Here is a 12,035-nt window from a genome sequence, read left to right on the forward strand (position 1 = left end):
AGCCTCAGGAACAACCCGGTCAACTCCCGGTCGAAGGGCCGATACCCATTGAGGAAGGTCGGAATGAAGTTATCCGATGGATTTGACGCTCGCCGCTTGCGGCCCAAAGGCCAAAGCAACTGGCGATTTCGATTCGGCGCGGCGATCGCTGCCATTCTGGCGACGTTCGGCGTGCTGCTGGCGATGGCCGGGGCCGCCAGCCTGCTGGGGCACCCGCCGGCCCTCGGCGATTTGAACGCAACACCCCTCGGCTCGGCGATCATTCTCGCGGTCGGCCTGTTGTTCCTGTATTTCGGCGTGGCCCTGTGGCGTCGTTGCCGACGTCGCGCACGGCAATCGCGGGAACTGAACATGTCCCCGCACCTGATGAAAAAACACGACTGAATCGACGGCCTGGCTTTTTGCCGGGCCGTTTTGTTTCGACTTGGGTAAACTGGCCGCCCTTCGCGGAGGCTGACATGCAAGACGACGATTTTTCCCTGTTCAAAAGTGCGATCCAAGGCGTCAAGCCGATCAAGCACGACCGCGCCGACACCGGCAAACCCAAGGCTGACCGCGCGCAGATCGCCAAGCTGCGCCAGTCCGCCACCGTGCGCACCGATGCCACCACCGTTGATGGCCTGTCAGATCAGTTCGTCATCGATGTCGGCCCGGAAGACGAGCTGATGTGGTCGCGCGACGGGGTTCAGGAAAGCCAGATGCGCAAGCTGAAGATCGGCCAGATTCCGTTCGAAGGCAGCCTCGACCTGCACGGCATGAGCGTCGAAAAGGCCCGGGAAACCCTCTGGGCGTTTCTCGCCGAAGCGACCAAGTTCGAAATCCGCTGCGTGCGCGTCACCCACGGCAAGGCCGTGCGCCTGGACGGCAAGCGGCCGATGATCAAAAGCCACGTCAACACCTGGCTGCGCCAGCATCCGCAAGTGCTCGGCTTCGCCTCCTGCCAGGCCAGACATGGTGGCGCCGGCGCCGTGTATGTGATGCTCAAACGCACCATGATGGATGGCCGCGACGAATAATCGCGTTACACCGAACTTGCAGGGTCGTGTCCGCCACCGTACCCTTGCCCTTTGCGAAAATCCCCACAGGTAGTTTCATGTCCCTGGAACAGAATTACACCGCGATTCTCGGCCAACTGGGCGAGGACGTCTCCCGCGAGGGCCTGCTCGACACGCCAAAGCGTGCGGCCAAAGCCATGCAGTACCTCTGCCGCGGTTACGAACAGACGCTCGAAGAGGTCACCAACGGTGCCCTGTTCAGCTCCGACAACAGCGAAATGGTGCTGGTCAAGGACATCGAGCTCTACTCGTTGTGCGAACACCACTTGCTGCCGTTCATCGGCAAGGCGCACGTCGCCTACATCCCGAGCGGCAAGGTGCTGGGCCTGTCGAAGGTCGCGCGGATCGTCGACATGTACGCACGCCGCCTGCAGATTCAGGAAAACCTCAGCCGCCAGATCGCCGATGCGGTGCAACAAGTCACCGGCGCCCTGGGCGTGGCGGTGGTGATCGAGGCCAAGCACATGTGCATGATGATGCGCGGTGTGGAGAAACAGAATTCATCGATGATCACTTCGGTGATGCTCGGTGAGTTCCGCGAAAACGCGGCGACCCGCAGCGAGTTTCTCAGCCTGATCAAGTGATTCGTCACACAAAAAAACCGGCGTTGATCGCCGGTTTTTTTTCGTCCGTGAAAAATCGGGTAAGCTGCGCGCCTTCTTCAATGTCCCTGTGAGGCTTGTAACGTGTTCGTCAAAGCGCTTCGTGTCGGCCTCGGCCAACTGATCATCTTCATCGACTTCCTCACCCGTCCGGGCAAGAAACAGCGCCCCGCCGCTGCCCAGGCCCAGGTGGATAACGCCGCCAGGGACCTGACCCTGTATCAGTTCCACGCCTGCCCGTTCTGCGTGAAAACCCGCCGCACCCTGCGTCGCCTGAATGTGCCGGTGGCGCTGCGCGATGCGAAGAACAACGAACAGGATCGTCAGACCCTGCTGGAACAGGGCGGCAAGATCAAGGTGCCGTGCCTGCGCATCGAAGAGAACGGCCAGACCACCTGGATGTACGAATCCAAGGTGATCATCGATTATCTGGACAAGCGCTTCGCGGCCGTCTGATCGAATGGCTCCAGACAAAAATAAACCGGCGTCCGCGCCGGTTTATTTGTTTCTACCCTCCCTCAGGCTGCCTTGGCCGCCTGCGCCTGACGCACCACCGCCGCCAATCGCTTGAGCCCTTCGTCCAGCCGCGCCGGGTCGATGTGGCTGAAGTTCAACCGCAAATGCCCGGGATTGTTGTCCGGATCCGGGAAGAACGGCTCACCCGGCATGAACGCCACATCGTTGGCCAATGCGGTGTTGAGCAAGGTCCGGGTGTCCAGCGGCTGCTTCAACGTCAGCCAGAAAAACAGCCCTCCCTGTGGCACGTTCCAGTCGGCCAGATCGGCAAAGTGCGTTTCCAGCGCCGCTTGAAAGCCATCGCGACGCTGACGGTAGAAGTCGCGCAATTCACACAAATGCTGCTGATATTTCTCACTGCCGATCCACTGCAATGCCTGCCACTGGCCGATGCGATTGGTGTGCAGATCCGCCGATTGCTTGAGCTTGAGCAGATGCGGAAACAGGTCCGGGCTGGCGATCAGGTAGCCGACACGCAAACCGGGCAGCAGGGTTTTCGACACGGTGCCGGTGTAGATCCAGCTGGATTTCTTCAGGCGCCCGGCAATCGGTTTGGCGCTGCCACCATCAAAGGTCAGCTCGCGGTACGGTTCGTCTTCGATCAGGGTCACGCCGAACTCGTCCAGCAATGCCGCCACAGCCTCGCGCTTGGCTTCGCTGTAGCGCACCGCCGACGGGTTCTGGAAAGTCGGGATCAGGTAGATGAACGCCGGGCGATGTAGTTTCAGGCGCTGGCGCAGTTGCGTCAGATCCGGGCCATCGGCCTCCAGCGGTACGGTCAGGCAGTCGGCGCCGAACAGCTGGAAAATCTGCAATGCCGCCAGATAGGTCGGTGCTTCGAGAAGGATTTCGGTGCCCCTGTCGATGTACAGCTTGGCCGCCAGATCAAGGGTCTGTTGCGAACCGCTGACCACCAGCACCTGACTGGCCTCGCAGGCCAACCCCAACGCCCTCGCCTCCGCCGCCAGCGCTTCGCGCAACGCCGGCTCGCCTTCGCTCATGCCGTATTGGCCGAGGGACAACGGCATCTCGGCCCATTCGACTTTCGGCAACATGGCCTCGGCCGGCAGACCGCCAGCGAACGACATCACTTCCGGACGCTGGGCAGCGGCGAGGATTTCACGGATCAGAGAACTTTTAAGGCGCGAGACACGTTCGGAAAAAGCCATAGGGATCACCGGTAGCGAGGCATGTGGGAAATGAGTCAAACTTATTGACTGAAATTACGACAACCGTTACGGATACGTCAATATGCTTGACCTTAAAAACCCCAACAGCCAGCAACAGGCCATGGAAGCGTTTTTCTTCGGTTATCAGGCGTTCACCGCCAAGGCTGACGAAATGCTTGAGCGCCGAGGCCTGTCCCGGGTGCACCAACGCATCGTGTTCTTCATCGCCCGCTACCCGAACCTGAGCGTCAAGGAATTGCTGACGCTGCTGGGAGTGAGCAAACAGGCGCTGAACATTCCATTGCGCCAGTTGCAGGAGATGCATCTGGTGGACAGCGTGGCCTCGCAAACCGACAAGCGTAAACGCTTGCTGGAGCTGACGGCGGAGGGAGCGAAACTCGAACAGGCCTTGCGGCGTGAGCAGGTAAAACTGCTGGAGCGGGTGTTTTCCGAGGCCGGTGAGACTGCGGTGAATGGCTGGCTGGCGGTGAATCTGGCGCTGGGTGGCAATCAGGGAGGTGTTGACTGATAGTTGTGGCGCGTGGTGGTGAGCCTGATGGGGATTGGTTGGCTTCGTCGGTTCAGGCGGTTTTTTAGCAGACTTTAGATTTTTGCCCTCACCCTGCCCCTCCCGAAACGCCGGACCGCCCAGAGGGAGAAAGGACTGACCGAGGTGGTTGTTGCCAGACAGATTCAGGCCGGCTGTCAGGCCGCCTTCGCGGGCAAGCCCACTCCCACAAAAGCAAAAGCCGTCCACCTCCGCCTTTCACCACTCAACACAATGAGCGCTAGCTTGAGTACCGCTTTTGATCTTGCCGTGCCGGCCCCTTCGGCAGGCTGAGTGGAGGGATTTATCCGGGGGGGGAGCGTAGCGACCGTTTGGCGCAGCCAAACACATCGAGAGGAGGTGCAGCGCAGCAAACCGTAGGCGATGCCCCCGGATGAATCCCGGAACGAAGGGACGCCGAGCCTAAGCGAGGGGCCGTACGCCGGGGCAAAGCCTTTTGGGTTACCTTTTTGCTGGGCCGGCATTCCGGCGTCTGAAAAAGGTGACTCGCCGTAAGGGCGAAACCGCCAGCCGCCGCACCCGAAACAACGGATATTCACCCAAAACCAAAGAAACCCTGCCCCCCCCTCACACCCCCATATACCCCTATCACCAAAACATTCGTCGACAAAATCAAAAACAATATTTGCTTTCTTTGTACACAAAAGCATAATCCACTGCGTGCGAGTTCCTGACCTATCGGTCAACAAATTCGCGTAAGCCTCAAAGGGCCGCTGCCACCCCTCAATGGGTCCGGCCCTGGAAATAACAATAAAACTCTTGAGGAGTACTCGCTGTGGAAAGCCGCAAATCCGAAGCATCGACGCTGGAACTCTCGCCGCCGTTACGCAATGGTCTGCTTGAGCGCATCTTCAAACTCAGCTTGCATGGCACCACGGTGAAGACCGAGCTGATTGCCGGTCTGACAACCTTCATCACCATGGCTTACATCATCTTCGTCAACCCGAACATCATGGCCGATGCCGGGATCGACCACGGCGCCGCGTTCGTCGCCACCTGCATCGCCGCCGCGCTGGGCTGCCTGCTGATGGGCCTGTACGCCAACTGGCCGGTGGGCCTGGCGCCGGGCATGGGCCTCAACGCGTTTTTCACCTACACCGTGGTCGGCACCATGGGCTACAACTGGGAAACCGCCCTCGGTGCAGTGTTCGTGTCCGGTGTGTTGTTCATGATCCTGACCTTCTCGCGGATCCGCGAATGGCTGCTCAACAGCATCCCGGTCAGCCTGCGCTTCGCCATGGGCGCGGGTGTCGGTCTGTTTCTCGGGCTGATCGGCCTGAAAACCGCCGGCATCGTCGTCGACAGCCCGGCCACCCTGATCAAACTCGGCTCCCTGCGCGAACCCGGCCCGCTGCTCGCCGCCGTTTGCTTCCTGATGATCGCGATCCTCAGCTACCACAAAGTCTTCGGCGCCATTCTTATCAGCATCATCACCGTGACCCTCGCGGGCTGGGGTCTGGGCCTGGTGCATTACGAAGGAATCATGTCGGCCCCACCGAGCCTGGCACCGACCTGGATGGCCATGAACGTCGCTGGCGTGTTCAACGTCAGCATGATCAGCGTGGTGCTCGCGTTCCTCTTCGTCCACATGTTCGACACCGCCGGCACCCTGATGGGCGTCGCCCAGCGCGCCAATCTGGTGGGGGCTGACGGGCGGATCGAAAACCTCTCCCGCGCAATGAAAGCCGACAGCGCCTCCAGCGTATTCGGCGCGGTGGTCGGTGTGCCGCCGGTGACCAGTTACGTGGAAAGTGCCTCTGGCGTAGCCGCTGGTGGTCGGACTGGTCTTACCGCAGTGACCGTGGGTGTGCTATTTATAGCCGCGATGTTTTTTGCCCCGCTGGCCGGCATGATTCCCGCCTATGCCACCGCGGGTGCACTGATTTACGTAGCGATGCTGATGATGGGCGGCATGGCGCACATCGAATGGGACGAAGCCACCGACAGCATTCCGGCAATCGTCACCGCGATCATGATGCCGCTGACCTTCTCGGTCGCCGACGGCATCGCGCTGGGCTTCATCACCTACGTGGCGCTGAAGGCCGGCACCGGCAAGTACAAGGAAATTTCCGTCAGCCTGTGGGTGCTCTGCGCGATCTTCATCGCCAAGTTCATCTTCTTGTAAGCGGCACGCGGTACGCGCTTCAAACCAGCCTCACCCTCACGGGTGGGGCTTTTGCACATTCGTGAATAACAACAAAAGGAGCAAAGTGATGAGTCTGGAAACCTGGCTGCTGTTCAGCGGCGCGGCACTGGTGGTGATCCTTATTCCGGGACCGCTGTCGTTGCTGATGATCAGCAACAGCCTGAACTACGGCCTGCGCCGCTCGTACCCGGCGTTTCTGGGTGGCGTGATCGCCTCGATCTGCCTGCTCAGCGCTTCGGCGCTGGGGCTTGGCGCTTTGCTGCTGGCGTCGGAAAAACTGTTCAGCGCCCTGAAAATCGTCGGCGCCCTCTATCTGTTCTATCTCGCCTGGCAGAGCTGGCAGCAATCGCGCCAGCCTTCGGTCGGAGCCGAAGTGCCGCAGGCCGCGCCGACGCCGCGCTTCCGTGCATTGTTCGGCCGTGCGTTTGTGCTGGGTGCCAGCAACCCGAAGGACATTCTGTTTTTCGCCGCGTTCCTGCCGCAGTTTCTCAGCGCTGAACAGCCGTTCCTGCCGCAGCTACTGGTGATGATCGCGACCTGGACGCTGCTCGATCTACTGTGCAAAGTCACTTACGGCCTCGGCGCCCACGGCGCGGCGCGCTATCTGCGCAGCGGCAAGGGTCAGAGCTGGTTCAACCGGATCAGCGCCGGGTTGTTCGGCGGCGCGGGGGCCGCCTCATTGCTGAGCAGCCATTGATATTCGATTTTATTTCGAGCTGACATCGCCGCCCTTTCCAATCAAGGAAAGTGGCGGCGATTGCATTTCCGGACACACCCCGCATCAAACCGCACGCCCCGGTATATATATATGTACCGCACGCCAGCATGCCGGCTTAACGAAGATCGAGCTTTCTGTAGCCCGTATTCAGTGAGCCAGACGATCCATGAGTCCGAAAAAACCCACCCGCCCGAACGTTACAAGGCCGTCAGCAGAAGGCGTCCCGACGGTTCGCGATACCACGCCTGAAACACCTGCCACTCAGCGTGTCTACATTGCCCGCGTGAGCGGAGACGAGGCTTCCGACACCTCTTCGGGTCAAGGCACACCGCCCCTCGAATCGCCGCCACCGATGATCGAAATCATCGACCTTCCCGCTGATACGCACCTCAGCCATTCCGCCGCCGAACAACCGATCGGCCATTACTTTCTCGCGCCCAGACTGGCGGACAGGCTGCCCCAACCCGACCTGCTGACCGGTCTGCGTTCATCGGGCGCGCATACCTATGTCGATCTGGTCGACGGCGGCACTGTCCTGATCGGCAAAGATGCGCAGCAACATTATCGCGCCAGGTCACCCAATGAACTCACGCCTTCCGGTCCACCGCTTCGACGGGTGGAGGGCACCCTGCAGTGGCGGCAGGTTGCTCCCGGCCAACACAGTCCGCAGGATTCGCAGCTGCTGGTCAGTCGCCACCCTATGGTCGACGACGATCCCCGGCCGCCACCGCCAAAGCGCCGGCATATCACGGATGACGGAAAACACGAGCGCAATCCCCTAAACTCGTTACGCGATCCCTGGAACAGCTGGCACCTCCTGCCGCAGCATGCGTCAACCGGCGACCTGAACATCGAAGGCGTTCGCTACAAGACCCTCCCCCGAGGCCCCGCGCCGGATCATCCGATTGTCTACATCAAGAACCCCACGCACCTGATCTACGATTTCGCGTTGTTCGAGCGGGTTCTGCGCACCGACATGCTGCAACAACCGCGCGGCGCGATTCGGGTGCCTCCCGCCAATCACTGGCAGATCGATCCGTCGCTGCCGTTCGAAGCAGGGCTGGCCGATACGCTCGCCCGTTACTTTCCCGATCTGTCATACGACACACGGCAGCATGTTGCCCGCCAGCAATTCATCCTCGCCAACGGTGAAGATCAAGCCACCGGCACCGGTTTGACGCTGCTGCGCCAGGCCTTCAACGACTGGAGAAACGGCACCCGCAACCCGCGTCCGGAACTGGTCGATCCGCTGCTGATGCTGCGTTCCCTGGAACCGGCCAGCAGCGAAGGTCACCGCCTGATCGATTTGCCCGTGCCGGGCAGCGAGGGCGCCCTGCGCCGTCTGGATTTCGACCCGGCGCTGTTTCCACGGGAATGGCGCGAGTTCATGGCCAGCCATACCGCCCTGGAAATGAAGCGCTTCACGTCGGCCCTGCTGACGCGCCATGGCTATCGGGTTTTTCACCCGGTCCCCGGCAAACGCTTCGCCGCCGTGGTGTTCAGGCGGCCGGAACATGACGTCCTGTTTTTCCTCAGCCTGCGGCGAATCAAAGGCAACAAGATCCGCTTCGAGCCGAGACACGACCCGAGAAGCTCGCACTACAGCCTCAGCGACCAGGTGGGGCTTCAGGCCGCCGAGGCGGTTGAAAGTGCCCATGCTGCCGGCAAGGTCATCTGGCTTCGGGGTGGCCCGCAAACCCTCGCCACCGAACCCGATACGTTCGTGATCATCCGCGACAACGTCCCCAGGTTCTGACGTTTCACCGATCTGCGGACGAAAAAAAGCCCGCAGTGTGGGCGGGCGAAAGACCAAAGAAGCTATATGCGCAGTCGCTTCCCGGTGGGGGCTGCTGCTTGGGGGTCAGCTGCCCCGGTAGGTGGAATAGCTGTAAGGCGAGATCAGCAGGGGTACGTGGTAGTGATCCTGCTCGGCGGAAATGCCGAAACGCAGCACGACCACGTCCAGAAATGCCGGCTCCGGCAACTGCACGCCACGGGCGCGGTAGTAATCGCCGGCGTGGAACTGGACCTGATAGACCCCGGTCCGGTAGTCATCGCCTTGCAGCAGCGGCGCATCGACGCGGCCATCGCTGTTGGTGAGCGCACTGGCGACCAATTCCAGGTGCGAACCCTCGACGCGGTACAGCTCGACCTTGATCGAGCTGCCCGGGCAACCGTGTGCAGCGTCCAAAACGTGTGTTGTCAAACGTCCCATTGATTCTGCGCGCCTGCCTGCGTGGAGCAGTCAGACCTCGCGCCTCCCGAAGTCAGTTAAAAAGGAGACCGCACCGTTTCGGAGCACGAAAAGCTGCGGCGAGCGACTGATTAAGACACTTTTCAAAAAAATTGTACACAATAAAAACGACATTTTTCCCGCCATCCCCGTCATCCGTCGATTTCCCGCTGATCTGCCGCCGAACCATGCATTCATTGAACCCTTAATCCATTAGCTGACCGCTCAGGCAGATTTCTTGCAGGCTTACGCGATTAACAGGAAAAGATGACAGCCGGTGAAAAATGCGAAAATTCAGGCTTACAAAGTGCGAATAAAGTTGTATACAATCAGCCCATCGCTGTGACGCCAGCCTGCCACCTCACCTCAGGGCGCCACACAAACTGTCAACGAATAAGAAGGAAGACTGCAGTGAGCGCTGACTACCCACGCGACCTGATCGGTTACGGCAGTAACCCTCCTCACCCACACTGGCCGGGCAATGCCCGGATCGCCCTGTCCTTCGTGCTCAATTACGAAGAAGGTGGCGAACGCAACATCCTGCACGGCGACAAAGAGTCGGAAGCCTTCCTTTCGGAAATGGTCGCCGCCCAGCCGCTGCAAGGCGCGCGCAACATGAGCATGGAATCGCTCTACGAGTATGGCAGCCGCGCCGGCGTCTGGCGGATTCTGAAACTGTTCAAGGAATTCGACATCCCGCTGACCATCTTCGCCGTCGCCATGGCCGCCCAGCGCCACCCGGACGTGATCCGCGCGATGGTCGACGCCGGCCACGAAATCTGCAGCCACGGCTATCGCTGGATCGACTATCAATACATGGACGAAGCCCAGGAACGCGAGCACATGCTCGAAGCGATCCGCATCCTCACCGAAATCACCGGCGAACGTCCGCTGGGCTGGTACACCGGCCGCACCGGTCCGAACACCCGCCGACTGGTGATGGAAGAAGGCGGTTTCCTCTACGACTGCGACACCTACGACGACGACCTGCCCTACTGGGAACCGAACAACCCGACCGGCAAGCCGCATCTGGTGATTCCCTACACCCTCGACACCAACGACATGCGTTTCACCCAGGTGCAGGGTTTCAACAAGGGCGACGACTTCTTTGAATACCTGAAAGACGCGTTCGACGTGCTCTACGCCGAAGGTGCCGAAGCGCCGAAAATGCTCTCGATCGGCCTGCACTGCCGCCTGGTTGGCCGTCCGGCACGCCTGGCTTCGCTCAAGCGCTTTATCGAATACGCTAAAAGTCATGAACAGGTGTGGTTCAGCCGTCGCGTCGACATCGCGCGCCACTGGCACGAAACCCACCCGTACCAAGGGGCTGCCAAATGAGCACCTTTCAAACCCTGACACCGTCAACCCTGAGCCGCGACGCCTTCGTCAAAGCCTTTGCCGACATCTACGAACATTCGCCATGGGTGGCCGAAAAGGCCTTCGACCTGGGCCAGGACGCGTCGATCGACGAGATCGAAACCCTGCACCAGCGCATGAGCGACATCCTGTTGAGCGCCGATCACGCCAGTCAACTGGCGCTGATCAACGCTCACCCGGACCTGGCCGGCAAAGCCGCCGTTCAGGGCCAGTTGACCGAAGCCAGCACCAATGAACAGGCTGGCGCCGGTATTCACCAATGCACGGCCGAAGAGTTCCAGCGCTTCACCGAGCTGAACGACGCCTATAAAGCCAAGTTCAAGTTTCCCTTCATCATGGCGGTAAAAGGCAGCAACCGGCATCAGATCCTCGCGGCGTTCGAAACGCGCATTCACAACTCGGTGGAAACCGAATTCAAATGCGCGCTGGCGCAGATCAACAAGATTGCCCTGTTCCGTTTACTGACTCTTTAAGCAAGCCTGACCCGAGTACGTCAAACGCGGAGAATACCCAGGGTCTTGCAAGCATCCCCAGCCAACTATTTAAAGGCAGACAAGAAGAATGAAAGCTTACGCCGTACCTTTCGAGAAGTTCGTCAACCTGGCCGACGCCCGCCTGGGCACCAAAATCATCTCGGTCACCGATGACTGGTTCGCAGACGCCAATCGTCTGTTCCAACCGACCCCGGCCGTCTGGAAAGAGGGCGTGTTCGATGACAACGGCAAGTGGATGGACGGCTGGGAATCGCGCCGCAAACGCTTCGAAGGCTATGACAGCGCGGTGATCCGCCTGGGCGTACCGGGCTCGATCAAGGGCGTGGACATCGACACCTCATTCTTCACCGGCAACTTCCCGCCTTCGGCCTCTCTGGAAGCGTGCTTCCTGGCCTCCGGCGAGCCGGACGAAAATACCCAGTGGACTGAAGTGCTGTCGGCCGTCGAGCTGCAAGGCAACAGCCACCACTACCACGAAATCAGCAACGACAAAGCCTTCAGCCACCTGCGCTTCAACATCTACCCGGATGGCGGCGTGGCCCGTCTGCGCGTGTACGGCATTCCGTTCCGCGACTGGTCGGCGGTTGGCGACAACGAACAGGTTGACCTGGCCGCTGCTCTCAACGGTGGTCGCGCCCTCGCTTGCTCCGATGAACACTTCGGCCGCATGAGCAACATCCTCAACCCGGGCCGTGGCATCAACATGGGCGACGGCTGGGAAACCGCGCGTCGTCGCACGCCGGGCAATGACTGGGTGATCGTCGCCCTGGGGCATCCGGGCGAGATCGAGAAGATCATCGTCGACACCCTGCACTTCAAGGGCAACTACCCGGACACCTGCTCGATCCAGGGCGCTTTCGTGAAGGGCGGCACCGACAGCCAGATCGAAACCCAATCGCTGTTCTGGCGCGAACTGCTGCCGAGCCAGAAGCTGGAAATGCACGCCGAACACACCTTCGTCGAGCAGATCAAGGCACTCGGCCCGATCACCCACATCCGCCTCAACGTGTTCCCGGACGGTGGCGTGAGCCGCCTGCGCGTGCTGGGCAAGGTCGCTAAATAAGCGGCGCGCCCTTCGCGGGCAAACCCGCTCCCCACATGGGAATGCAGTCGAATGTGGGAGCGGGCTTGCCCGCGAAGGCGCCAGAATCAACTAC

The 12,035-nt window shown here is 60.5% G+C and carries 13 protein-coding genes; 11 read left to right on the forward strand and 2 right to left on the reverse strand.

Features of this window, described 5'->3' with window-relative positions:
• The first annotated feature begins 63 nt into the window (after nucleotides 1-63).
• The 4 genes from N8H74_RS28135 (at nucleotide 64) to N8H74_RS28150 (ending at nucleotide 2,113) form a co-directional block, all read left to right on the forward strand.
• Nucleotides 64-384, forward strand: coding sequence for a hypothetical protein (locus tag N8H74_RS28135; RefSeq protein ID WP_217834631.1), 321 nt, complete (start codon nucleotides 64-66; stop codon nucleotides 382-384).
• A gap of 74 nt (nucleotides 385-458) precedes the next feature.
• Nucleotides 459-1,016 carry a Smr/MutS family protein gene (locus N8H74_RS28140; RefSeq protein ID WP_262151929.1) on the forward strand — a complete coding sequence of 186 codons (558 nt, stop codon included), beginning with the start codon at nucleotides 459-461 and terminating at the stop codon, nucleotides 1,014-1,016.
• Nucleotides 1,017-1,093: 77 nt separating this feature from the next.
• Nucleotides 1,094-1,639, forward strand: a complete 546-nt coding sequence (gene folE, locus N8H74_RS28145) for a GTP cyclohydrolase I FolE (RefSeq protein ID WP_003204506.1) — start codon at nucleotides 1,094-1,096, stop codon at nucleotides 1,637-1,639.
• A 102-nt stretch (nucleotides 1,640-1,741) separates the two neighbouring features.
• Nucleotides 1,742-2,113, forward strand: coding sequence for a glutathione S-transferase N-terminal domain-containing protein (locus tag N8H74_RS28150; RefSeq protein ID WP_217834633.1), 372 nt, complete (start codon nucleotides 1,742-1,744; stop codon nucleotides 2,111-2,113).
• Between the two features lie 62 nt (nucleotides 2,114-2,175).
• Here the strand turns inward: N8H74_RS28150 and N8H74_RS28155 are convergent, their stop codons facing one another.
• Nucleotides 2,176-3,342: a PLP-dependent aminotransferase family protein gene (locus N8H74_RS28155; RefSeq protein WP_262151931.1), complete on the reverse strand. Its 1,167-nt coding sequence runs from the start codon at nucleotides 3,340-3,342 to the stop codon at nucleotides 2,176-2,178.
• Nucleotides 3,343-3,424: 82 nt separating this feature from the next.
• Here N8H74_RS28155 and N8H74_RS28160 point away from each other — a divergent pair, with 82 nt between their 5' ends.
• From N8H74_RS28160 to N8H74_RS28175, 4 genes are all read left to right on the forward strand, one after another.
• Nucleotides 3,425-3,871, forward strand: coding sequence for a MarR family transcriptional regulator (locus N8H74_RS28160; protein ID WP_217834635.1), 447 nt, complete (start codon nucleotides 3,425-3,427; stop codon nucleotides 3,869-3,871).
• Between the two features lie 814 nt (nucleotides 3,872-4,685).
• Nucleotides 4,686-6,035 (forward strand): NCS2 family permease, encoded by a 1,350-nt coding sequence (locus N8H74_RS28165; protein WP_262151933.1) that lies wholly within the window; start codon nucleotides 4,686-4,688, stop codon nucleotides 6,033-6,035.
• An 88-nt stretch (nucleotides 6,036-6,123) separates the two neighbouring features.
• Complete coding sequence (locus N8H74_RS28170) at nucleotides 6,124-6,753, forward strand: LysE family translocator (protein WP_262151935.1); 630 nt, start codon at nucleotides 6,124-6,126, stop codon at nucleotides 6,751-6,753.
• A 373-nt stretch (nucleotides 6,754-7,126) separates the two neighbouring features.
• Nucleotides 7,127-8,530 (forward strand): hypothetical protein, encoded by a 1,404-nt coding sequence (locus tag N8H74_RS28175; protein WP_262151937.1) that lies wholly within the window; start codon nucleotides 7,127-7,129, stop codon nucleotides 8,528-8,530.
• A 105-nt stretch (nucleotides 8,531-8,635) separates the two neighbouring features.
• On the opposite strand, the gene uraH is transcribed toward N8H74_RS28175, so the two are convergent.
• Nucleotides 8,636-8,989 carry a hydroxyisourate hydrolase gene (uraH, locus tag N8H74_RS28180; protein WP_011333195.1) on the reverse strand — a complete coding sequence of 118 codons (354 nt, stop codon included), beginning with the start codon at nucleotides 8,987-8,989 and terminating at the stop codon, nucleotides 8,636-8,638.
• Between the two features lie 429 nt (nucleotides 8,990-9,418).
• Between uraH and puuE the strand changes: the two genes are divergently transcribed.
• From puuE to alc, 3 genes are all read left to right on the forward strand, one after another.
• Nucleotides 9,419-10,345: an allantoinase PuuE gene (gene puuE, locus N8H74_RS28185; RefSeq protein WP_217834594.1), complete on the forward strand. Its 927-nt coding sequence runs from the start codon at nucleotides 9,419-9,421 to the stop codon at nucleotides 10,343-10,345.
• Nucleotides 10,342-10,857 (forward strand): 2-oxo-4-hydroxy-4-carboxy-5-ureidoimidazoline decarboxylase, encoded by a 516-nt coding sequence (gene uraD / locus N8H74_RS28190; protein ID WP_217834593.1) that lies wholly within the window; start codon nucleotides 10,342-10,344, stop codon nucleotides 10,855-10,857. Before puuE ends, uraD begins: the two co-directional genes overlap by 4 nt.
• Before the next feature lie 88 nt (nucleotides 10,858-10,945).
• Nucleotides 10,946-11,941 (forward strand): allantoicase, encoded by a 996-nt coding sequence (gene alc, locus N8H74_RS28195; RefSeq protein WP_007960036.1) that lies wholly within the window; start codon nucleotides 10,946-10,948, stop codon nucleotides 11,939-11,941.
• The last annotated feature ends 94 nt before the right edge of the window (nucleotides 11,942-12,035 follow it).

It is taken from the genome of Pseudomonas sp. B2M1-30, assembly GCF_025447575.1.
In the GTDB taxonomy this organism is placed as follows: domain Bacteria; phylum Pseudomonadota; class Gammaproteobacteria; order Pseudomonadales; family Pseudomonadaceae; genus Aquipseudomonas; species Aquipseudomonas botevensis.